This is a genomic window from Streptomyces sp. NPDC003379, assembly GCF_053589195.1.
Map to the genome: position 1 here is coordinate 32,529 of NZ_JBSFRK010000039.1, position 21,763 is coordinate 54,291.

25 protein-coding genes and 1 pseudogene are annotated in these 21,763 nt (G+C 69.7%); 9 read left to right on the plus strand and 17 right to left on the minus strand.

Annotated elements, in window-relative coordinates; translation table 11 throughout:
• Nucleotides 1-100 precede the first annotated feature (100 nt).
• From ACWDVB_RS30645 to ACWDVB_RS30700, 12 genes are all read right to left on the minus strand, one after another.
• Nucleotides 101-253 carry a VenA family class IV lanthipeptide gene (locus ACWDVB_RS30645; RefSeq protein ID WP_451516574.1) on the minus strand — a complete coding sequence of 51 codons (153 nt, stop codon included), beginning with the start codon at nt 251-253 and terminating at the stop codon, nt 101-103.
• Nucleotides 254-298: 45 nt separating this feature from the next.
• The gene (gene lanL / locus ACWDVB_RS30650) at nt 299-2,971 is read right to left on the minus strand and encodes a class IV lanthionine synthetase LanL (RefSeq protein ID WP_451516575.1); all 2,673 of its coding nucleotides are present in this window, start codon (nt 2,969-2,971) and stop codon (nt 299-301) included.
• Between the two features lie 283 nt (nt 2,972-3,254).
• Complete coding sequence (locus ACWDVB_RS30655; protein WP_451516576.1) at nt 3,255-3,446, minus strand: hypothetical protein; 192 nt, start codon at nt 3,444-3,446, stop codon at nt 3,255-3,257.
• On the minus strand, nt 3,446-4,537 hold the full coding sequence (locus ACWDVB_RS30660) for a hypothetical protein (RefSeq protein ID WP_451516577.1): 1,092 nt from the start codon (nt 4,535-4,537) through the stop codon (nt 3,446-3,448). Before ACWDVB_RS30660 ends, ACWDVB_RS30655 begins: the two co-directional genes overlap by 1 nt.
• 5 nt (nt 4,538-4,542) lie before the next feature.
• Nucleotides 4,543-5,589: a hypothetical protein gene (locus ACWDVB_RS30665; protein WP_451516578.1), complete on the minus strand. Its 1,047-nt coding sequence runs from the start codon at nt 5,587-5,589 to the stop codon at nt 4,543-4,545.
• 37 nt (nt 5,590-5,626) lie between these two features.
• The gene (locus ACWDVB_RS30670) at nt 5,627-6,562 is read right to left on the minus strand and encodes a phage distal tail protein (protein WP_451516612.1); all 936 of its coding nucleotides are present in this window, start codon (nt 6,560-6,562) and stop codon (nt 5,627-5,629) included.
• 89 nt (nt 6,563-6,651) lie between these two features.
• Complete coding sequence (locus tag ACWDVB_RS30675) at nt 6,652-7,824, minus strand: hypothetical protein (protein ID WP_451516579.1); 1,173 nt, start codon at nt 7,822-7,824, stop codon at nt 6,652-6,654.
• A 29-nt stretch (nt 7,825-7,853) separates the two neighbouring features.
• The gene (locus ACWDVB_RS30680; RefSeq protein WP_451516580.1) at nt 7,854-8,351 is read right to left on the minus strand and encodes a hypothetical protein; all 498 of its coding nucleotides are present in this window, start codon (nt 8,349-8,351) and stop codon (nt 7,854-7,856) included.
• A gap of 50 nt (nt 8,352-8,401) precedes the next feature.
• Nucleotides 8,402-8,779, minus strand: a complete 378-nt coding sequence (locus ACWDVB_RS30685) for a hypothetical protein (RefSeq protein WP_451516581.1) — start codon at nt 8,777-8,779, stop codon at nt 8,402-8,404.
• Nucleotides 8,780-8,793: 14 nt separating this feature from the next.
• Nucleotides 8,794-9,087, minus strand: coding sequence for a hypothetical protein (locus tag ACWDVB_RS30690; RefSeq protein WP_451516582.1), 294 nt, complete (start codon nt 9,085-9,087; stop codon nt 8,794-8,796).
• 49 nt (nt 9,088-9,136) lie between these two features.
• Entirely contained in the window at nt 9,137-9,709 is a 573-nt protein-coding gene (locus ACWDVB_RS30695) for a phage tail tube protein (RefSeq protein WP_451516583.1), read from the minus strand.
• Between the two features lie 82 nt (nt 9,710-9,791).
• Nucleotides 9,792-10,199: a hypothetical protein gene (locus tag ACWDVB_RS30700; protein WP_451516584.1), complete on the minus strand. Its 408-nt coding sequence runs from the start codon at nt 10,197-10,199 to the stop codon at nt 9,792-9,794.
• 380 nt (nt 10,200-10,579) lie between these two features.
• Here ACWDVB_RS30700 and ACWDVB_RS30705 point away from each other — a divergent pair.
• The 4 genes and pseudogenes from ACWDVB_RS30705 to ACWDVB_RS30720 form a co-directional block, all read left to right on the plus strand.
• Nucleotides 10,580-10,880 (plus strand): annotated as a pseudogene (locus ACWDVB_RS30705) (RNase J family beta-CASP ribonuclease); the annotation flags it as partial.
• A 123-nt stretch (nt 10,881-11,003) separates the two neighbouring features.
• Complete coding sequence (locus ACWDVB_RS30710; RefSeq protein ID WP_451516585.1) at nt 11,004-11,714, plus strand: spermidine synthase; 711 nt, start codon at nt 11,004-11,006, stop codon at nt 11,712-11,714.
• Between the two features lie 341 nt (nt 11,715-12,055).
• Nucleotides 12,056-12,493: an NfeD family protein gene (locus ACWDVB_RS30715; protein ID WP_451516586.1), complete on the plus strand. Its 438-nt coding sequence runs from the start codon at nt 12,056-12,058 to the stop codon at nt 12,491-12,493.
• 29 nt (nt 12,494-12,522) lie between these two features.
• Complete coding sequence (locus ACWDVB_RS30720) at nt 12,523-13,641, plus strand: SPFH domain-containing protein (protein ID WP_451516587.1); 1,119 nt, start codon at nt 12,523-12,525, stop codon at nt 13,639-13,641.
• Nucleotides 13,642-13,676: 35 nt separating this feature from the next.
• On the opposite strand, the gene ACWDVB_RS30725 is transcribed toward ACWDVB_RS30720, so the two are convergent.
• Complete coding sequence (locus ACWDVB_RS30725) at nt 13,677-13,823, minus strand: hypothetical protein (RefSeq protein ID WP_451516588.1); 147 nt, start codon at nt 13,821-13,823, stop codon at nt 13,677-13,679.
• 282 nt (nt 13,824-14,105) lie between these two features.
• Between ACWDVB_RS30725 and ctaD the strand changes: the two genes are divergently transcribed.
• Entirely contained in the window at nt 14,106-15,818 is a 1,713-nt protein-coding gene (gene ctaD / locus ACWDVB_RS30730) for an aa3-type cytochrome oxidase subunit I (RefSeq protein ID WP_451516589.1), read from the plus strand.
• Entirely contained in the window at nt 15,815-16,189 is a 375-nt protein-coding gene (locus ACWDVB_RS30735; protein ID WP_451516590.1) for a hypothetical protein, read from the plus strand. The genes ctaD and ACWDVB_RS30735 overlap by 4 nt, the downstream gene beginning before the upstream one ends.
• 178 nt (nt 16,190-16,367) lie before the next feature.
• Here ACWDVB_RS30735 and ACWDVB_RS30740 read toward each other — a convergent pair whose 3' ends face one another.
• The gene (locus ACWDVB_RS30740; RefSeq protein ID WP_451516591.1) at nt 16,368-16,928 is read right to left on the minus strand and encodes a hypothetical protein; all 561 of its coding nucleotides are present in this window, start codon (nt 16,926-16,928) and stop codon (nt 16,368-16,370) included.
• Between the two features lie 151 nt (nt 16,929-17,079).
• Here ACWDVB_RS30740 and ACWDVB_RS30745 point away from each other — a divergent pair, with 151 nt between their 5' ends.
• The 3 genes from ACWDVB_RS30745 (at nt 17,080) to ACWDVB_RS30755 (ending at nt 20,039) form a co-directional block, all read left to right on the plus strand.
• On the plus strand, nt 17,080-18,336 hold the full coding sequence (locus tag ACWDVB_RS30745) for a sensor histidine kinase (RefSeq protein WP_451516592.1): 1,257 nt from the start codon (nt 17,080-17,082) through the stop codon (nt 18,334-18,336).
• A complete protein-coding gene (locus ACWDVB_RS30750) occupies nt 18,324-18,971 on the plus strand; it encodes a response regulator transcription factor (protein WP_451516593.1) in 648 nt (215 codons plus the stop codon). Before ACWDVB_RS30745 ends, ACWDVB_RS30750 begins: the two co-directional genes overlap by 13 nt.
• A gap of 249 nt (nt 18,972-19,220) precedes the next feature.
• Entirely contained in the window at nt 19,221-20,039 is an 819-nt protein-coding gene (locus ACWDVB_RS30755) for a sugar phosphate isomerase/epimerase family protein (RefSeq protein WP_451516594.1), read from the plus strand.
• Between the two features lie 49 nt (nt 20,040-20,088).
• On the opposite strand, the gene ACWDVB_RS30760 is transcribed toward ACWDVB_RS30755, so the two are convergent.
• Genes ACWDVB_RS30760 through ACWDVB_RS30770 form a run of 3 tightly spaced genes read right to left on the minus strand, consistent with a single transcriptional unit; the run spans nt 20,089 to nt 21,742 of the window.
• The gene (locus ACWDVB_RS30760) at nt 20,089-20,895 is read right to left on the minus strand and encodes an SDR family NAD(P)-dependent oxidoreductase (RefSeq protein ID WP_451516595.1); all 807 of its coding nucleotides are present in this window, start codon (nt 20,893-20,895) and stop codon (nt 20,089-20,091) included.
• An 11-nt stretch (nt 20,896-20,906) separates the two neighbouring features.
• The gene (locus ACWDVB_RS30765) at nt 20,907-21,191 is read right to left on the minus strand and encodes a hypothetical protein (protein ID WP_451516596.1); all 285 of its coding nucleotides are present in this window, start codon (nt 21,189-21,191) and stop codon (nt 20,907-20,909) included.
• Nucleotides 21,192-21,217: 26 nt separating this feature from the next.
• On the minus strand, nt 21,218-21,742 hold the full coding sequence (locus ACWDVB_RS30770) for a UGSC family (seleno)protein (protein ID WP_451516597.1): 525 nt from the start codon (nt 21,740-21,742) through the stop codon (nt 21,218-21,220).
• Nucleotides 21,743-21,763: the final 21 nt, after the last annotated feature.

Consider the following 21,763-nt stretch of genomic DNA (forward strand, 5'->3'; position numbering starts at 1 on the left):
AAGCGAAGCCGCGGACGGCCGCGTCCGAGACCCGGCCGTCGCACCGGTCGGCGGCTGTTGGCGACAGCCGCCGACCGGATGGTCGTACCAGCGGAACCGCCTAGCAGGTGATGCCCAGGCAGAGGGTTTCCAGGAGCGTCAGGAGCCCCATGCATTGGCAGGTGGCGGCGAACGGCGTTCCGTCGATGTCGACGGGGTCCGTCTCGGGAAGGGCGTGGAGCCGGGCCAGCAGTTCGATGTCCTGGTTTTCCATGGGTTTCTCCTTCTTTGTGCGGAGCGGCGGCAGAGGTTCTGCCGCTCAGGCCGGCAGCTGGACCATCCAGTGCCGGGGTTCGGCGTGGCGGAGCCGGAGAAGGAAGGCCAGAATTCCGGCGGATCCGTCGCTCCAGCTGGTGGACACGTCCCCGTACTCGTTGGGAAAGACCATGTGGCCGTGGCGGTGGGCTCGCTCGGAGAGGATGAGGCGGGCCAGGTCTTCGGCCATGGCGCGGTAGGCGGGCTCCTCCGTGGCCGCGGCCATGTCGAGGAGGAAGTCACCGTTGCCCGCCAGTCCGTGGCACTGGGTGAGAGTGGCACGGGAGGCGTGTTCGGTCACGGCGTGCGTACTGCGGTGGGCGAGGTCACGGAACCGGTCGTCGCCGGTGACCTGCCACAGCTGGATGAGGAAGGTGCCGATGCCCGAGGCGCCGTGGCACCAGTACGGAGCCGTGGGGGCGTCCGTGGCCAGGGTGGGCCAGTGGGCCGCCGCGCCGGTGAGTACGGCGTGGGCCATCAGTTGCTCGCCGGCCTCCACGGCCAGCTCCATGTGCCTGGGGTGCCGTGAGACGAGCGCGGCGGCGAGGAGGAAACAGCCGATGCCGGCCGTTCCGTGGGCGAAGCCGAGGAAGCGTTTGCCGGCCGCCGGGGCCACGGCTTCGGCGGGAACCGCCCAGCTGACTCCGGATCGGTCATGCTGGGCGGCGGCGACCAGCCGATCGGCGGCGTCGACGGCCAGTTCGGCGAAGAGCGGGTCACGGGTGCGGTGCCACAGGTGGAGGGCGGCGAGTCCGCTGCCCGCGGTGCCGTGGGTGATGTCGTGGCTGGCCGTCGACTGTTGTGGTGCCAGGGCCAGGGCAAGTGCGTGGTCGGTGAGCCGACGGTCCTCGACGGCACGTCCGGCGTCGTACAGAGCCCATGCCGTTCCACGGCCTCCGAAATGCAGGCCGGGGCGCGTCGAGTCGGTGTCGGTGCGGCGTGCGATCCAATGGCCCGCGGTGGAGATCAGCTCGGGCAGACGGGGGTCGCCTGTGCGTTCGAAGTACCGCGTCAGTACGGCCAGGACGCCGGCCGCGCCCTGCTGCACGGTGCAGGGGTCGCTCTCCCCGGCCGCAGTGGACACGGGCCACAGCCGTCGATCACTCTCCGGGGTCATCGAGTCGATGAGGTGGTCCACAAGCGGGGCCACCTGATCGTGAGGCTCGTCGTCCCGTGCCGGGCGGGCGGCGGCGCCGTATGACGGTCGCGCCGAGACGGCCTGCCGGAGAGCCTCGCGAGCCCTGGGCGGGTTCCAGCGCTCGGCGGGATCGTCCTTCATCAGCGCGAGGACCATGTCCGCCAGGCCGTGCGGCAGGCGCAGCGGCCCGGCGCAGGTGGTCAGCCAGGTGGTGAGCCGCTGTTCCGCGGCCCTCGTGGCAGGCTCCTCGGGCAGCAGGTTCGGCACCTTCCCGGTCAGGACGAAGCACGCGGTGGCGCCGAGGCTGTAGTAGTCGGCCGTCGGGGATACAGGTGCGTCGGTCAGCCGTTCAGGCGCACTGAACCCCGGGGTCCCCAGGCGGGTCGGCAGAGGGGAGTCGTCCTCCAGGACGGCGAGTTCCAGGTCGATCAGGCGTAGTTCGCCGTCCGGGCGGACCATGACGTTGCCGGGTGTGAAGTCCCTGAGGACGTAGCCGTGGGCGTGAGCCGCCGCGACCAGGTCCACCAGGCGTCCGACCATGGCCAGTGCGTCGGCGCGGTAGCGCTCGCCTCCGACATCGCGGAAGTGCTCGACGACCCAGGTACGCAGGGCGATACCGGGGACCTGCTCCTGGGCCAGGAACAGGTGGCCGCCATGTTCGAAAAGCGCCAGCGGCTGTGGAGCCAGCCCCAGGCCCTTGAGCTTCTCCAGCGTCCGGGCCTCGGTGCGCAGCCAGTCACGGACATCGCGGCCGCGGGCGTCGGCCTCCACGTGCGGCCGTGCCTCCTTGATCACCACGGAGGCGCCCGTGCGGACGTCGGTGCCCCGGTAGACGCCGCCCTTGTTCGTGTGCCGGATCGCCTCCCGCACCGCGAAGCGGCCGCCGATCACCACCGGGCCGCTTGCCGCATCCGCGGTACGCGGCGGCACAGGCACCGCGGCGGGGAACGGGCTGACCGCCCAAGGGGGCGGAGAATACTGGCCGGTGCGTTTGTCCTCCACGGGATTGCCGTCGGGGTCCTCGATGAACCACACCAGCAGGCCGGTGTCCGCCAGCCGCCGTCGGCCGACGAATGAGCCGTACCGGTAATGCACCAGGCTGTGTTCGGCGTAGGGCTGGTCGGACAGGATCCGAGGGCCGGCCAGCCCCGCCGTGGCCCCGTGCAACTCCTGGGCGATCCGGGCGGCGTCGGCGTCGGAACGTGGGTAGACGGTGATGAACTTGCCCGAGCTGCCGCGGGGCGTGGCGCGGGCATTGAGCGCGCTCACCTGGTCGGTCGACCGGGCGAACTTGAACGCCGACTCCTCCCCCAGCAGCACGTCCAGAGCTCTTGCCAGGACCGTCGGCGCGGAGGCGACCGTTGCCGACAGGTGCAGCTTCCAGCCCTGCTCGCGCCGCGGCCCGGACGCCGGCGCGACGTGGGCGACATGGCACCACATCTCGTCCGTGTCGACCCTCCAGCGCCCGCCTGTACCTGCGGCGTGCAGCGCTTCGTCGAGGATGCACTGTAGTCCGGCTTCGGTGGCGTGACTCGTCATGCGTGTCCCCTCTCAACGGCGAGAACCGCTGACGGGGACGTGCCCGACGGCAATGACATTCCAACCACACCCGGTCGGATTCATCCCATCCGGTAAGCGTATAGCCACGTTCTCGCACCGTCGGGAGCGTGCGCCCGGCGCGGGAAGGGGCCCATCTGGGCTGGGTGAGAAGGCCCTTGGGCCCCCAAAGGACGGCCGGTCGAGCACAAAGACGGCCGGTCGAGCACGGCGAAGGAATCACCGGCCGGGACGCTTCTTCGGGAGGTGGGCGACGAGCGGCGGCTCACTCCTCCTGTCTGGTCTGCCCCTGCCCGGTCTGATCATCCTGATCGCCCTGATCGCCCTGATCGCCGGTCGCGGCGCCCGCCGTTCCCGCGGGGGCCGCAGCGCGCGTGTTGATGTACGTGGTCAGCTGCCGTACCTGCCGTTCCAGGCTCTTGACGCGGTCCACGATGTCCTCGGGAAGATTCGGCATCAGAGGGCCTCCATGCCTTCGAGGAAGAGTTCCGCCGTCTCCGCGCGGCCCCGCTCGGGGGCGGTGACCTTGACTCCGATGACGCGGTACGACGCGTCCAGGCCCTCGCTGAACCACACGTCGTGAATGCGCAGCCGGACGGTCGCCCCGAGGAGTGAGGGCGTGGTGTCCGCGTCGAGGCGGACCCGGACGGCGGGGATCACGACCGGCCCGCCGAGCGCGGCGAGTTCGGTGCGGGCCAGCGCGTCGAGTGCGGCCTTGTCGGTGACGTTGCTGTGGTCGGACGTGGTGTCCAGGCGCGGGAAACCGGCGTCGATGAGGGCGTGCGCCACGTGTTCGTCCGAGATGACGGGGCGCTCCGCGCCTTCGGGGGTGCCTCCGCGGGCCCGCGCGGTGGTGCCGCCGCGGGTCGCGTCCCGGGGGAAGGAGTACGTGAGGATGTCACCCGGCAGGTCCAGGACCGTGGTGCCCTCGCCGACCTGGATGCGCGGGACGCCGAACAGCAGCCGTTTGGCGCGCTGGCCGGTCGACGGGTCGCGGTGGACGCTCACGAGATACTCGAAGCCCGGTTCCATGGCGGCCAGTTGCGAGATCGCCTCCTCCACCAGCGTCTCGTCGCCGTCCAGGTACGTCACCGTGCGCCGGGTCCCCGGTGGCGCGGGCGCGAAGCCGACGCCGATGTCACCGCCGGGCACCGCCTGGATGTGCTCCCAGAGACCTCGTACGATGGTCAGGTCGTCGGTGTCCGTGTACGTGAGGCGCCGCCGGATGTGGCGGCGGCCCGCGTACGAGTCGAAGGTGGCGGCCTGGAGGGCGACGGTGACCATGCCCTGCTCGTCCATGGCCGGGGTGAGCGTCCACACGATGCCGCCCCAGCACACCTGGTCGCCGCGTTCGAGGTAGACGGCGGTACGGCCCTCCACGAGCTCCCTGACACGCCGGGCCATCCGCCGGTTGGGCACCGGCAGGGTGGCGCTGAGGGAGCCCGGTTTGCCGATGTAGTCGTCGAACTCCAGGCCCTGCAGGGGAAGGACGTCGATGGGGTCGTTGGTGCGCAGGTCGGCGAAGACGGCGAGGTAGGGGCTGTCCATCGGGGTCAGACCACCGGGTCGACGCGGACGAAGAGGTTGTCGAAGGAGGCCTCGTTACCTGCGGTGCCCGACCTGAAGGCGGCGATGGCGGTGTACGAGGTGCCCGCGGTGAGCGGGCCGAGCGGGAAGTTGCTGCACGTGGAGGCCGAACCGGCCCCGTTGTGGGAGGCCGCCCGGTCGTCGGTGGCGCTGAGCAAGGGGGTGCCGCCCGCCGCGGGACGCACATTCACCGACATGAACGCCTCTTTTCCGCCCGCGCCCCACATATGGGCGCCGATGGCGATGTGCACCCAGCCCGACGCCGGTGCGACGAAGGTGAGGCCGAAGGGGTTGGAGACGACGTCGGTGAGGGTTTCGGTGTAGGTCGCGGAGGTGGTGAACCCACGGTCGGGGGTGTGCTTGAGCATGGCGTTCGGTGTGTACAGCAGCCACCGGGCGCCGTCCCAGCGCTCAAGGCGTCCGTTGACGTCCCGGTACTCGCCGACGTAACCGCCCCGCGCGCCGTGGCCACCCCCGGCGGGCAGGATGCCACCGAGCGCGGCCGTGTAGCGACGCCGGTCGGCGATGGCCGTCGCCCACGTGATGCCCTGCACCGTGGAGGCGCCCGCCCGTACCGACACCTCGTACAGCAGCTCGGCGTTCTTCGGCAGCACGGGCGGCACCGGCGCGCTCGCCGGGGTGCCCTGGACGATCTCCAGGACGGCCTCGTAGCGGCCCGAAGCGTCGTAGTCCGCGTCGTACACCCGCACCACGAGCGCGTCGATGCGCGGCAGCGTCGCATGGCCGTCGGCGAAGAGGAGCTGCGCGTCGGCGTCCACGGTGACCGGGTAGCCGCCCTGCGCGGCCGCGGAGGCACCGGGCACCCACAGCCTGCCGGGGGACAGACGGGCCTGCATGCTGGTGGCCGCGGTGCCGGTCAGCTGGAGCCCGCCCACGGCGCAGCCGCCGCGGGCGGTCAGCGGCCCGAAGGAGGCCATTCCGAGGCTCATGGCGAGCCGGGTGTCCTCCCGGGTCTGTCCGGTGGGCAGATGCCATGCGGAACGTGTCGTCATGGAACTCTCCAAGATCGCCGGTCGATGGGTCGGTCGCTCACCACTCGGCCGAGCGCCAGGCGACGGTGGCCGACGCCAGCGCCACGTCACCGGACTCGGCCCGGAAGGACAGCCGGGAGGCACCGGGAGCCAGGGTGAACAATTCCTCGGGGACACTGCCGACGACCGCGGTGTGGCGGCGTGACGCGGTCCCGTTCAACACCACGGAGCCTTCGGCCGTGTCGACCTCCAGCACATCGCCGGGCGACAGGGGCAGGCGGTACTCCAGCCAGGTGCCGTCGTCGTGGTTGGCCAGGCGCGGGCCGACACACGGCCCGGTGAAGGTGATCAGCGGGTGGGTGGGGGCGCTGCCCGTGTTCTCCACCGTCGCCTCGCCGATGGCACCTGGAGTCCCCCATTTCAACGGCCAGGTCAGCGGCCAGGTCAGGCCCGGCTCCCGGCGCGGAAGACCGATCGTGGCGCGGCGTGCGACGCTCTCGTAGCGCCGCGGGTCCATGGCCTTCCACTGGAGCGTCACCTTGGCGAGCCGGCTCGCGAGGAACTGCCGGTCCGTGGGCACCACGCGCTGGGTGATCCGCGCCTTGACGGCCAGCGTCTCGCCGTACAGGCGCACCGCGAGCCACTCCTCCTCGTCCCGGATCGCGGTGGCGGAGCGCAGCGCGCGCAGGGCGGCGAGGGCCGCTTCGGGACCGCCGTCCGGGTCGGGCGCGAGCCACAGCTGTGCGGTGACGGTGCGGGGCTGCGCCCACTGGGTGCCCGGCCAGCCGCCGTGTCCCGCGGGACGGTTGGCGTCGGACGACTCCAGGCCCGGCAGCTCCTCCCAGCCGGTGAGGCCCTCGGCGGCGACCCAGTAGACGGTGTCGGGGCCGAGCAGCAGCTCCGCCCACTGCACCTGCCCGTCCTTGTTGATCAGCGTCCCGGGCTCGGCGGCGACGACATCCGCCGCGCCGGACACGCCGGGTCCGTACTCCATCCCTGTGGTCATCCGCGTCCCTGTGGTCATCCGCGCCCCGCCCCTGTGGTCATCCGCTCCCCACCCCGCCCCTGGCCTTCATCAGGGCATCAGCCCCTGGCCTTCATCAGGAACATCAGGTCCTCCGCGGTCTGCCGGGCGCTGCCGCCGCGTGCCTCGTAGTAGTTCTCGATCACCACACCGCCGCCGCGCTGCTGCGGCCCCAGCGCGCGGACCGGCCCCGCGCCCGGCCGCGCGCCCCGCGCGAGCAGCGCCTCCAGCCTGTTCAGCGGCAGCACGGCCTCGGCCTGCCCCGCCTCGCCGAGCAGGGCGAGCGTGCCACCGGTGCGCGGCAGCACGATGCCGCCCTGTGCGAGGGTGGGGATCGTCGGGAGGTTGACGCCGAAGGACTTGCCGCCGAAGGGTGGCGGAACCCAGCCCGGGATGGTCACCTTCACCTTGTTGAGCGCCCGGATCGCCGAGTTCACCAGGCCGATCACCGCGTTGATGGGCCCCTTCACGGCGCTCAGTACGCTGTTGAAGACGCCCTTGGTGAAGTTCGCCAGGCCGTTCCAGGCCCGGTGCAGGCCGTCACGTACGGCACGGAACGCGGCCGGGATGCGCTCCCGGAGGAAGTTCAGCGCCGGTCTGATCACCGCCAGGACCGCGCGGATCACGATCGTGATGATGGTCTTGTAGATCGTGAAGTACGTCTTCACGACGGTCCAGATCACCCTCAGGACGACCTGGAAGGCGACCTTGATGCCGTTCCAGGTGGCCGTCACGACCTGCCGGGCCGCCCGCATCGTCGTACCGATCACCTGCCCGATGATCCGGAACGCCGTCCGCACGATGCGCTGCACGGTCTTGGACTGCATCGCCATGTCGATGAGCTTGGTGATCAGTGGGAGCAGCAGCGCCATGATCGCGCCGAAGATGTTCGCCTTCATGGCGGTGTTCAGGCCCTTTTGAGCGGTGGTGACACCCTGGAGGCCCGTCTTCATCCGCCCCATGAGCCCGCCGCCGCGCGTGGCCGACTTCCCGGCTCCGTCCATGGCCCGGTCGGCCTGCCGGGCGCTGCGGGCCGCGGCGTCCGCCTGCGTCTTGACTCCGCGGAAGGAACTGGCCGTGCGGTCGAGCCCGCCCTTGATCCGGCCGACGGCCCGGTCCGCCTGCTGCACGGTCGCCCGCAGCTTGCCGACCCCGGACTCGGCCTGCCCGGCGTTGGTCCGCAGGCCGCGGAAACCGGAGGCGGAGCGGTTGAGGGCTTGTACGAGTGACATGGGCTGTCTCCTGCGGGCTTATGGGCCCGTCATCCGAGGGAGCGGACGAGGCTGTTGATGCGCGCCTCGAGGCGGTTGATCTGGGCGGCCGCTTCGCTGAAGGTTCCGGTGTTGCCGAAGTTGGCGCGCTGGGCGGGCGGCGTGGCAGCGGCCCTGGTCCGGATGGCGGCCATCTGCCTCTTGAGCGCATCGATGTCGTCCCGCATGTCTGCGGGGTCCAGGTTCTTCCGCCAATTCCGCATCATCTCGTACAGGTTCACGTCTTTGCCGTACACGCGGACGTTGCTCTCCAGACCCTTGAACGAGCCGGCCATGAGAGTGATCTCCCCTTTGAGAGCGTTGACTTCGGCGTTGACTCCGGTCAGCGCCTCCTTGTGCCGGGCAGCCTCCACCTCAAGCGGGCCAATGCGCTTGTACTGCTCGTCTTTGGCAGCCTTGATGAGTGCCTTGACCCGTTCCTCGAAGTCCTTCTTGGTGGCCGGGACGGTACCGGCGCCGTCGGGCTGCCTGTCGTGGTGCGAGGTCACGTTTCCTCCTCCCGTCCGTCGTGCGTGGCGCTCGGGTCACGTCAGTCACGTCATCCGAAGAAGCGGGCCAGTTCGGCGGGCCCGGGGGTGCCGGCCGCGGGCGCCCCGTCGGGCGCGGCCCCGTCCGTTCCCGGCCGCGGCACAGGCTGCGGTGCCTCCGGCGCCGCTTCGTCCTCGGCCCGGTTGACCGAGGCGAACATCCAGTTGGCGATGGCCAGGTGGTCGACCACCGCGGCGAGCAAGTGGTCGGTCAGTGACCACTGCGCCACCTCCCCGTCGTGCGCGAGCCGGAACGCGCTGTCCCCCGGCAGGTGCCGGACGAGCACGGCGAGCCGTCGCGACGACAGTTCGCCGCGGTACCAGCCGAGCAGGTCGACGCCGTAGTAGCGCAGCAGGTCCGCCTCCAGCGCCTCGGCGTGCTCCTCCACGAGCGCGCCGAGGCTCAGCCTTCCCCCACGCTCAGCCCTGTCGCCTCGCCATAGGCGTTGAGGACGGCGGCCACGTCCTGGACGCTGACGTCGTGCTCGGCGAACCGCTTGTACTGCTCGTCGCCCATCAACAGGGCAAGGAGCCCGTCCAGGTCGTTGTCGTCCAGGGTGGCGAGGGCCTGGGCGGAGCGGCGCGGGATCTCGGTGGGCAGCGAGAACTTCTCGCCGTCCACCTCGAACTCCCAGTTCAGGCCCAGCGATTCGAGCCGCTGGGCACGGGCGGCGTTGACGTTGAAAGGCGCGGACATGGGGCTCCTAGGTCGAACGGTGGCGGTGGCTGCCACAACGACTCCGCGGCTACTTCGCGAACGCGGGGTCGTTCATCAGCCAGGTGGCGAGCGGCGCTTCGTTGTCCACCGCGAGCGCGGTGAAGGTGAGGCCCAGCTTGACCGACGCGGTGCGGGTGAGCTGGAACTCCTCGGTCTCGGTGACCTGGCCGCGCACGATGACGAAGCGGTACTTGATGGCGTCGCCGTCCGCGAACTCCACCCCGAGCATCCGCTCGTCCATCTTGGGCTCGGCCGCCACCTTGTACGTGTAGAGCTTGGAGCCCTGCGCGGTCTCCTTGACCATGTCACCGCCGAAGAAGAACGGCAGTGTGTCCTCGTTGAGCTGGAGCAGTGCGAACTTCACGGTGAGGTCGCGGTCGGAGTACACGAACCGGGCCGGGCTGACCGACTGCCAGGTGTCCACCGGGTCGATCTTGTCCTTCTTGTTGAACTTGATGCCGTCGGTGCTGGTGTAGCCCAAGTCGCGCCAAGCGGCGTCCCAGACGGCGGTCACGTCGGAGGGCACCGGCGTACCGAGCTGGGCGGTGAGGACGCGTCCCGTACCGGCGACGCGGATCTCGTTCGGGTTCATTCCGGGCATGCTGGCTCCTCTTGGCTCCTCGTGGCCCTTCGTGGCTCCTCCGGGCTGCTTCCCGGCCGCGCCCGGCCGGCGTACTGGCACGTCAGGCCGGGCGGATCGAGAGCCGGGTGGTGGACAGATAGCGGCTGGCGGCCTGCCGGTTGTAGTCGGGCAGCCAGCGCGGCCCGTCCGCCTCGACGGCGTCGGTGACGTAGGCGCTGCCGTACGTGGTGTTGCGCACGGTCAGCAGCGCCGTACGGGCCGCGGTGGCCACGGTGTGGGCCGTCGGCTTGTCGGGGCCGTAGACCTCCAGGTCGATCAGCGGCTGGTCGAGGCGCTCGTCGTCGACCCACACCCCGCCGGCCCGGGACACCAGCACGGCCTTCTGGGTGCCGTCGAATCCCTGGGGAGTACGGTTGTCGACGATGACTCCGGCCAGCTCGGGCCGGCTCTTGAGGTAGTCCACGACGAGGCGTTCGACGTCCGGAAACATGATCGGCGGGTCACTCACACGCAACTCCTTGCGTGGTGCGGGACGCTCATTTTGGCGCTCGCGCGCAGTGGGTGCAATGTGCCTGCAAGGAGATGCGGGGACTGTGTACGGGAACGTGACGCTCCGTCAACTCCCTTGTGATGGTGCGGGTTTGGAGGGAGGGGTGCGCAGACGGAGCGGCGGCTACGGTTTTGTGCAGACCGCCAGGCAGGCAACGGCAGCGTGCATCAGTTGGCCTCGACTGCCGGTGCCGACCGGAGCAGAAACCGACCGCGGAAGTGGCGCTTCCCGGCGGGCAAGAAGTTCGCGATCGTCATGGCCGCGGAGGTCGCCGTGGCCGCCGAGGTCGTGCCAAGCCGCGCACGGCTCCATGGAGTTCGACGCGGGCGGCAAGGACCGACGGCCGGCCCTCCATCACCGTCAAGGCGCCCGCCGTCTACGTGGACGGGGCGGCCGTCGACGGCGTCACCGAAGCCTCTCCCAAGGACCGCCTCCCCGTTGGCCGAGGAAGGCGTCGTCACGGTGGTCGCCATCATCCCCGACGACACCACCTGCGAGCTTGTCATCCCGGTGATCGAGAAAACCCTGGCCGGGCCACCTCGGCAGAGGAAGATGTCGGCGACACGCACCACCCGGAGCAGCTCATCGCACGCACCATGGCGAAACTGGGCGTACCGAACGCATCGCCGCAGGCACTGATCATCCCGCATCGTCGACGCCTGACGCGTCCGCCTCGCCCTCGGCCGGGGCGGACGTGACGTTGTACCCGGGCACGCGGGGACCAGGGGCCTCCCGGCATACCTACTTCAGAAGGCGGAACGGATGAGCGCGCGTTTTGAGGAGATCGACTGGCGCCCGACAGCGATGGGCGACATCAGCCTGCGGCGCCGACGGGACCCGGCATCGGGCGACGACGTGTACGAGGTGAAGCTCGGGGACGAGTTCTTGATGTCCAGCCTCTTCACCGCCGGCGAGATCGCACTCACCCGGCTCGGCCTCGAACCGCTGCCGGACACCGAACTGGACGTCGTGGTGGGCGGCCTCGGTCTCGGATACACCGCGCGGGCGGCGCTGGCCGATCCGCGGGTGCGTTCGTTGACCGTGATCGAGGCTCTCGGCGACGTGATCGGGTGGCACGAGCGCGGAGCCGTACCGCTCGGCGTCGAATTGACGTCGGATGCCCGATGCCGTCTGATCCACGGCGACTTCTTCGGGATGGCCGGTGACGGCGGCGGCCTGGACCCCGAGGACCCGGATCGGCGCTTCCACGCCATCTTGCTCGACATCGACCACTCGCCCCGCCAGGTGCTGCACCCCAGTCACGCAGCGCTGTACCGGCCTGCGGGGCTACGCGCGCTCGCCCGTCGTCTGCGCCCTGACGGCGTCTTTGCTCTGTGGTCGAATGACCCGCCGGACGAGGAGTTCAACGCCGTGCTCGCCGAGGTCTTCGCGACATCGGAGAGCCATGTCGTCGAGTTCCCCAACCCGCTCCAAGGAGGGTCAGCGGCCAACACCGTATACGTGGCGCGGTAGACGTAGGGGGCGGCGTACATCTCCCCTATAGCAGCACCACGACGGCGATGAGGATGAGGAGCAGGGAGAGCCAGAGCATCATTCCGAGGACGCCGATGATGCCGATGACGCTGAGGAAAGTGAGGGCCTGTCGCCGTGCGCTGGGAGAGGGCCTATGACGGGCGGTCCCTGACCCGCGTACGGTCGGCTCGCGCGGCAGGCGCGGCAGGCGCGGATGGCCGCTGCCGCATAGGACGCGAGACGCCGACGGGCCAGGGAGTGGTCCGTCGGCGCCATGTATGTTCCGCCCGTAGTCGCGAGAGGTAACTTGGTAGACAAGGCCTCTGCAGGAGGGCGGTTCGATGCCGTGGTATCTATGGTTGCTCGCCGCCTCGGCACTGGGTGCCGCGGAGTTCTTCACGCTGACGCTGGTCTTCGGATTGCTGGCGGGCGCCGCGCTGGTCGCCGCCGTAGTCGCCGGTGTGGGCATCGGCACGGTCGGCCAGCTTGCGGCCCTTGCGGCAGCAGCGGCAGCCGGGGTCGTCATCATCCGTCCCATCGCACTGCGGCACATGGCACAGCCACCCGTCACACGTGAGGGCAGCGATGCGCTGATCGGTAAGCGGGCCGAGGTCTTGCAGGAGGTCACCGCCACCCGCGGCCTGATCAAACTGTCCGGCGAACACTGGTCCGCCCGCACCCTCGACGAAAGCCATGTGATTCCGGTGGGGAGGCTGGTGGACGTGATGGAGATCGAAGGCGCTACAGCCATCGTCTACCCCCGCGAACTCCTACCATGAACGGCTGACCAGAAGGCAATGGAGGAAGCGTGGACACGGTTGTCATCCTGATTCTCGTGGCGGCGATAGTGGTCGTCTTCCTCGTCACCTCCACTGTCCGGATCGTCCCTCAGGCGCGCCGCTACAACGTCGAGCGGTTCGGCCGATATCGCCGCACGCTGCAACCCGGCCTCAACTTCGTCGTGCCGGTGGCGGACCGCATCAACACCAAACTCGATGTGCGCGAGCAGGTGTACTCGTCCGACCCCAAGCCGGTGATCACTGAGGACAACCTCGTGGTGAACATCGACACCGTGCTCTATTACCAGGTCACTGACCCGCGGGCAGCGGCCTACGAGGTGGCTGACTACCTACAGGCGATCGATCAGCTCACCGTGACCACGCTGCGGAACGTCATCGGCAGCATGGATCTGGAGGGGACGCTCACCTCACGGGAGGAGATCAACGCCCAGCTCCGTGCCGTCCTCGACGATGCCACCGGCAAGTGGGGCATCCGGGTCAACCGCGTCGAGATCAAGGCCATCGATCCACCGCACACCATCAAAGAGGCGATGGAGAAGCAGATGCGGGCCGAGCGTGACAAGCGCGCGGCCATCCTGCACGCCGAGGGGGAGCGGCAAGCCAAGATCCTTACCGCGGAAGGCACGAAGCAGAAGGACATCCTCGAGGCACAGGGCACGCAACAAGCCATGATCCTGCGGGCGGACGGCGAGGCAAAGGCGGTGGAGCGCGTATTCCAGGCCGTCCATCGCAACAATGCCGACCCGAAGATCCTGGCCTACAAGTATCTCGAAACACTTCCGCACTTGGCGAAGAGCGACAACAACACGTTCTGGGTGATCCCGGGAGAGCTGACCGAGGCAGTCCGCACCGTCACCACCGCGTTCGGCGATCACTCAGCGATGGGTCTTCCCGGACCGGCGCGACCTGAGGAACCTGAGGGAACAGGCACCGCCGACGCCGACGACACACCGGGCGAGAGCCGGGCTCCGGAACTCGCAGCAGGCTCAACGGTCCCGCTCGACGCAGCCACCGCTGTTGACCAGGCCGAGAAACAGGCCGCCGCCGCGGTGAACGACGCCAAGGCCGAGGCCGAAGCCGCGAAGTCGCCCCAAATGCCGCGCCGGGGGAAGACGTCCGGCGGCTGAGCCCGGTTCCTGGGTGACCACGTCCTACTCTGTCCTCACCTGGTCGCATTGCTGCCACGGGTGAGCAGCGTGCCCAGTGCCAGCATTCCGCTGCCGAGGCCGAAGTGCGGCCAGTCGTCAGCGGTGTCGAGCGGGACGAAATGGGCGCTGCTGTGGTGGCCGACGAACCCATCTGCCAACACGACGGGGCCGCGGCGGCATGGTCACGGCGCGGCCGTGCCAGAACGCCGCCTCAGTCCTCTTCGGTTCCCGGCGCCCGGCGATCCGGGAATCCGAAGACCGCGCAGGCTTGGAACCCGACGCTCTGACGCTCTACAGCGACCGAAAGCCATCGGTGTAAACCTCGGCCATTTGGTGATTCAGCAATTGCCACGGATCTTGTCGGCGCGTCACGTGGGGTCTGGGCGCGTTGTTCGGGAGCTTGATGACGAAAAGACCGCACTCGGGACCAGGTGAGGAAAGTAATGACCGCTCAGGCAGAGTCGGCCACGCTCGTACCGGTAGAGGGGCATCGCAGCCGAGGGCAGGTGATCGTCTCCTGGATCACCACGACCGATCACAAGAAGATCGGTCACCTGTACCTGATCACCTCGTTCGTGTTCTTTCTGATCGGCGGGGCGCTGGCGATGGCCATCCGGGCGGAGCTGGCCCGTCCGGGGATGCAGTTGCTCTCGACCGAGCAGTACAACCAGTCGTTCACCATGCACGGCACGATCATGCTGCTGCTCTTCGCCACCCCGACCTTCGCCGGCTTCGCCAACGCGATCATGCCGCTGCAGATCGGTTCCCCGGACGTCGCCTTCCCCCGCCTGAACATGCTCTCGTACTGGCTGTTCCTCTTCGGCGGGCTGATCGTCCTCAGCAGCTTCCTCACACCCCAGGGCGCCGCCGACTTCGGCTGGACCGCCTACACACCCCTCAGCGGCGGCGAACGCACCCCGTACATCGGCGGCGACCTGTGGATCATGGGCCTTGCCCTGTCCGGGTTCGGCACCATCCTCGGCGCGGTCAACTTCATCACCACCATCATCTGCATGCGCGCCCCCGGCATGACCATGTTCCGGATGCCGATCTTCACCTGGAACGTGCTGCTCACCTCGGTCCTGGTACTGCTCGCCTTCCCCGTCCTGGCAGCGGCGCTGCTCGCCTTGGAGGCCGACCGGCGCTTCGGCGCGCAGGTCTTCAGCCCCGAGAACGGCGGGGCCATCCTGTGGCAGCACCTGTTCTGGTTCTTCGGCCACCCCGAGGTCTACATCCTCGCGCTGCCGTTCTTCGGCGTGATCACCGAGATCCTGCCGGTGTTCTCCCGCAAGCCGATCTTCGGATACATGGGCCTGGTCGGCGCCACCATCGCGATCACCGGTCTCTCGGTCACGGTGTGGGCGCACCACATGTTCGCCACCGGCGCGGTACTGCTGCCGTTCTTCGCCTTCATGACGTATCTGATCGCTGTGCCCACCGGGGTGAAGTTCTTCAACTGGATCGGCACCATGTGGAAGGGCTCGCTCTCCTTCGAGCCGCCCATGCTGTGGGCGGTCGGCTTCCTGGTGACCTTCCTCTTCGGCGGCCTGACCGGAGTGATCCTCGGCTCTCCGCCCCTGGACTGGCACGTCACCGACAGCTACTTCGTCATCGCCCACTTCCACTACGTGCTCTTCGGCACGATCGTCTTCGCCATGTTCGGCGGCTTCAGCTTCTGGTGGCCGAAGATGACCGGCACCATGCTCGACACCCGCCTGGAGAAGATCCACTTCTGGACGCTGTTCGTCGGCTTCCACACCACCTTCCTCGTCCAGCACTGGCTCGGCGCCGAAGGCATGCCCCGCCGCTACGCCGACTACCTGGATGCCGACGGCTTCACCGCCCTCAACACCATCTCCTCCATCGGAGCCTTCCTGCTCGGCCTGTCCACGCTGCCCTTCCTCTACAACGTCTGGAAGACCGCCAAGTACGGCAAGCGCGTCGACGTCGACGACCCCTGGGGATTCGGGCGTTCCCTGGAGTGGGCCACCTCCTGCCCGCCACCTCGCCACAACTTCCTCACCCTCCCCAAGATCCGCTCCGAATCCCCCGCCTTCGACCTGCATCACCCCGCCGTCGTCCAGCTCGACCAGAAGGAGAACGCCGGCAAGCGCGATGTCATCGACGCCAGCGGGCACGAGGGCGACCGGTCGTGATCGCGGACGGACACGACGTACCGCAAGAACGTCAGGGCGCGACCCTCGCCGAGGAGACCGAGGGCTTCCTCCTCCTCGAAGCCGAACGACAGCGGGCACGGCAGGGAGCGGAGGACCTGTGTGCCCGTCTGCCGTGGCTCACCACCGCGCAGGCGGAGGACCTCACGCACCACTACATCCAGCGAGACCTCGCCCTGACGCATCAGAGACTGCGCAGCACCGCCGACCGGGCCGCACGGCTGCGGCAGGAGTACGAGGCGCGTTACGTCACGCTCAAGCGCACCCTGCTGAGACGGCACGCCACCTGTGCGGCGTGCCTTGTCGCCGCTGCCTCCGCGGCGGGCGCGGTCATGTGTCTGCTGGCCCGGTGAGTCATCGCCCCGGAAGCCGGTAGGCCGCCGAGCACCGCTCGCCCGCGTCTTCGCCGGCGGTCCGTGGAGCGCCCGGGTTCAGCGGAGGCAACCGCGCCGCGCAGGCCGAAGCGGGCGGTCCCACGGGCGATCGTCCGCCGCAGCGCGGCCAGGAAGCCTGTCCCCGCCGGGCCTGCCGTTACCCGGTAGGAGAGCAGGGTCGAGTACTGGTCCCGCGCTCGCCCTGCCCGGGCGGTTGCCGGAGGGTCCCGGCCCGGTCGTGCGTGGTCGCAGATGCCGTGGTTCGATCGTCACGCCCGCCCCGCTCTCTCGGGAAGGCGGCGCGCAGTGCAGAGCCACGGATGATGAACGCGACTCGGATGATGGGCAGCATGCAGACGACCTGCATCACCGCGTACCACGGCGGGCAGACACCCGGGATCAGGTCGACGCCGATGATCGCGATCGGCATGATCACGGCGAGGGCACTCACGCGCTCGAAGGCCCGTCGGGATCCCCGGGAAGCGGAGCCGGTCATCCGGTAGATCAGCACGGCGACTACAGGCAGCAGGACTGCCCGGACCCACATGAACGTGTTCACCATATGACCGCTGCTCGACACCACGATGACCGCCAGGAGGGCGACGGCGCCGAGTGCGCCGTAGACCTTGATGCTGCTCTTCGCCGTGTCGAAGGCTCGTCGGGTGTGGGGATGGTCGTGATGGGCGGCGGAGGGCGGGGTGTGGATGTTGGATTCCATGCTCACCGACGCTACGAAGCGCTCGGTCGACGCGGTATCCGTCTGGACGCACGGGTGGGTGGGGGTAGCCCTACTCCCCGGCTGACCAGGGCGGTAGCGGGCTCCGCGCGGTGCACAGTGGAAGCACCGAACGGAAAGCGAAGGAAGAAACATGAGACAGCTGGGTTCGTGGTCGGCGCGCGCCGGCGTGGGGTTCGTACGGGCGTGCGTCGTGGCGGCCATCAGCATGCTGCTCCCGGCCTTGTGGGCAGCCGCCGTGGCGCTGGGGATCTGGTGGGGGGCGGGAAACCCGTGGTCGTGGGTCGCGCCGATCGTGTTGGTGTGCGGGGGCACGCTCCTCCTGTCCCGCCCGGTCTGCCGGATGGTCCGCTTCCTCGTCACGAAGTGGACGGCCACCGTCATCCCCGCCGGATACCGGGAGGCCGGGCCGGTGACACGGATGTCCACCGGGTACTGGTGGAACGGCTTCAGTTACGAGCGCACCCGCCGCGACGCCCTCTTGGATCAGAAGTGGCGCGTCCGGTGGGGGGATCCCGCCAACTGGCGCGATCTGAGGTTCACGGCGATCGCGCCGCTCACCGCGGGCGTGGTCGCGTCCCTCCCGCCGGCCGGGGTGGCCGTGGCGGTCCTCGGGCTCGGCCGGCCGGAGTCCGCCGCTCGCGTCGTCGGGGCGCTCGGCCTGGTGGTGGCCCTCGCTAGTGCCCCGTATGCGTGGCGGTGTGTCGAGCCGGTGGCCGTCCGCTTCCTACGCCCGTCACCCGCTATGGCGTTGGCGGACCGGGTGGGCGAACTGACCGCCCAGCGTGCGGACGCGACGGTCGCTCAGGCCGCCGAGATCCGCCGGATCGAGCGGGACCTGCACGACGGAGCGCAGGCCCGCCTGGTCGGGCTCGGGCTCTCTTTGGCGACTGCGGAGAAGTTGATGGAAACCGACCCCGACCAGGCCAGGAAGCTGATGAGGGAAGCGCGGGCCGGTGCCACCGCTTCACTGACCGAGCTCCGCGAACTGGTCCAGGGAATCAATCCGCCCGTGCTGAACGACCGCGGGCTCGTCGATGCCGTCCGCGCTCTTGCCCTGGACAGCCCGCTCGAAGCGGGTGTCAGCGCCGACCTTCAGCTCCGCCTGGACCCGCCGATCGAGTCTGCCCTGTACTTCGCCATCGCCGAACTGCTGACCAACGCTGTCAAGCACGCCCGTGCGACACGGGCCCGGATCTCCATCACCCATGACGACACCGGCATCGTCATCGATGTCGAAGACGACGGCCGCGGCGGAGCCGGCGTGCGAGCCGACGGCGGACTTGCGGGGCTGCGTCGTCGGCTCGCGGTCTTCGACGGCACCCTGCAGATCACCAGCCCGGCAGGCGGCCCGACCCGGGTGAGGATGATGGTGCCATGCGAATCGTAGTAGCCGAAGACCTCTACCTCCTGCGTGACGGAATGGTCCGCCTCATCGAGGCGTGCGGGCACCAGGTGGTGGCGACGGCAGCCACCGGACCCGAGACGCTCGAGGCGCTGCTGACGTGGCGGCCGGACGTTGCCGTCATCGACGTCCGCATGCCGCCGGCCCAGTCGGATGAGGGCCTGCGCGCTGCTCTTGCCGCCCGCAGCGAACTGCCCGGACTGCCGGTCCTCATCCTTTCCCAGTACGTCGAGCAGCTGTACGCCCGCGAGCTCCTGGCCGACGGCGCCGGTGGCATTGGCTATTTCCTCAAAGAGAGCGTCTTCGACGCCGATCAGTTCATCGATGCCCTGGAACGCGTCGCCGGGGGCGGGACCGCCATGGACCCAGTCGTCATCGCCAAGTTGCTGTCCAGCGGCTCCTCGAACCGGCGACTCGAAGGACTCACCGAACGCGAACACTCCGTGCTCGGCCTCATGGCCGAAGGACTGTCCAATCAGGCCATCGGCCGGCGGCTCTTCCTCAGCGAAAGCGCCATCAGCAAATACACGACCTCCCTGTTCGGCAAACTCGGCATCACCGATGACGACACCAACAACCGCCGCGTCCTCGCCGTCCTCACCTACCTGAATAACCCCTGACGCCCCTCGGCTCCACCGCAGTCGGCGTTTCGCTCCGCCGTCCCGCTCGGCACGGCGTGACCGTCGACATGCTGAACCCCCTGGATGACGTTCACGGTGAACTGGTTGTGCAGCCGCCCGGCGGCGCGATGGTCGTACTGGAGGTCGATGCCGTCCGGCACCCCCCACGGGCCGTTCGCGGTACAGTCAGGATTGGTATCTGATGGTTCGTCAGGTCAGGGAGGGGCAGTCGCCGTGGCGGAGCTGTGCTTGAACGCGTTGAACTTCTCGCCGTTCGTACGGGCGGCCGGTCCGGGCGGGGCGGGCGGGGCGGCCGTGGATCCGGGCGAACTGTTCGACGCGGTACGGGCGGCGGGGTTCACCGGGGTGGGCCTGGACCTGTTCACCGTGGACGCGTGGGTCGGGCGCGGACACACCCTGGACCGGCTCGCCCGGGACCTGAGCGCGGCCGGGCTGCGCTGCCACGAGATGCTGGGGTTCGTCGTGTCCGACGACGAAGGAAGCACGTACGAAAGCGCACGGCGGACCGCCGAGGCCCTCGCGGCGTTCGGCGCCCCGTACGCGCTCGGCATGGTCACCGCGGCGTCGGGACCGCGGAGCGCAGACCTGTTCGCGCGTTGCGCCGAGTTCATCGCGGACGCGGACGGGATGGCGGCGGTGGAGTTCCTGCCGTTCACGCCCCTCACCACGATCGCCGACGCCCGTGCCCTGGTCCGGCACGCCGGGGCAGCGCGGGCCGGGGTGCTGGTCGACACCTGGCACTTCTTCCAGGGGCCGGACACGTGGGAGGAGCTCTCCGCACTGCCCGCCGAGGAAATCGCCTATGTCCAGTTCAATGACCATCCGGCGATGCTGGGGACCGGCGCCGACTTGTATGACGAGTGCATGATGCGGCGAGTGATGCCGGGCGACGGGGTGTTCGCGCTCGGGGCCTTCCGTGAGGCGCTCGCCGAGAAGGGCTACGCGGGAGTGGTGAGCGTGGAGGTCAATTCCGCGGAGCTCGCGGCACTGGGCCCGGCCGAGTTCGCCCGCCGGGCGTGGGCGGCCACTCGCCGCTACTGGTCCTGAACACCGCTCGCCACACGGTCAGGGAGCACCGGCGCTCGGCGACCTCTCGTCACTCCTCTGCGGGCAGCGGCATCTCGGGCCGGTTCCGGGACAGGAAGGCGCCGTTGTCCGCGAGGAGGAACTGTCCGGTGGTGTGCGCCGCCAGGTCGGACGCCAGGAGCAGCACGAGGCCGGCCAAGTCGCTCGGCTCGGAGAGCGCGCCCAGAGGGATGGACCGTATCAGCGCCCGCCGGTAGTCCTCGGGAAGCCCGGCCTCGACGTCGCGGGTGAGCGTCGTCCCCGGGGCGACGGCGTTGACGCGGATGCCGTGCGGCGCCAGTTCCATGGCGAGCGTCCGCGTCAGATGGTTCACGGCCGCCTTGGCGGCACCGTACACGGCCATGCCGGGCGCGGGCCGGGTGGCCTCGCCCGAGCTGACGTTGATGATCACGCCACCGCGCCGGTGCGCGATCATGGCCCGCGCCTCTGCCTGGCAGGAGTACACCGTCGCGTACAGGTTGTTCGCCACCACGTCCCCGGTGGCGGCGGGCGACCAGGCCACGAACGGGCGCGGGCGGTGTCCGGCCAGCATGCCCACGTTGTTGACGGCGATGTCGAGGCCTCCCAGCTTCCGCACGGTTTCCTCGACCGCCGCCTCGGCCTGCCGTGCGTCGGTGACGTCCGCGGTGACGGCGACGGCGCGGTGACCGGCGGCCACGAGGTCCCGGGCCGTCTCGTCCGCGGCATGCGCCACGATGTCCACGACGGCCACAGCGGCGCCCGCCTCCCCCAGCGCCCGTGCCACGGCCCGGCCGATGCCCGCGCCACCGCCCGTGACCAGGGCGCAGCGCCCATGGAGATGGAGACCGAATGACATCGGGCGGGTCATCAGCCGTCCACCGGGGCGGTGCCGGGAAGCACGAACTCCACGTCCCACGGAGGGCCGGGAATCGCCGCGCTCAGCCGTGCGCGCGCCAGACGGCTCAGGATCTCCTTCGGAACGAGGCACTCCGCGCAGGCTCCCTCCCCCGCGGCGATGGTGAGGACGAGCCGGCGCGTGGCCTCGTCGAGCCGGGTGACCTCCAAGCGGTACCCGTCCGCGGCCAGCGTCCGGGCCAGCGGGTCCAAGGCGGCGGCAACGCCATCGCCGCCGTCGCAGCCGGGGTGTGTCATGGCCGTTGTTGCCCCTCTCACGTCGGTCAGGTCTCGGTCCACAGGCGCAGCGCCTGCTCCGCGCCCTCTTCCGCCATAGCCATCAGCTCGCTGTCCGGGGAGCCGCCGAGCGGGCCTCGGACGGTCATGACCCGGGCCCGGCGCAGCCCGTGCAGCGCGCAGACCTCGCGGGCGAGGTCGGCGAAGGCGCGGGTGGCGAGCAGGACCGTCGGCAGGCCCAGCCGTTCCAGTTCCACGGTGTCGTGCACGCTCCATGAGGTGCATGAGCCGCAGTCGGCTGATCCGGTCAGCACGACGTCGGCCGCGCCGCGCAGCCGCTCGGCGACGTCCGGCTCCATCGGGAGGGCGGCGCTGGTCTTCACGGCCTCCCCCGCGAGTGAGGCCCCGGTGCGCTCGGCGAGCAGCCGGGCGATGGCCGCCATGACGAAACCGGCGTGCGGCTTGCCGTTGTCCAGTACGGCGATGCGGCGGCCGGTGAGCACACCGGTCCCGGGCGCCGGCTCCACGGGCCGGACGCCGACGCGCCCGGCGGGTGACAGGATCTCGATCACGGCGCTCCTTGTGTCTCGGTG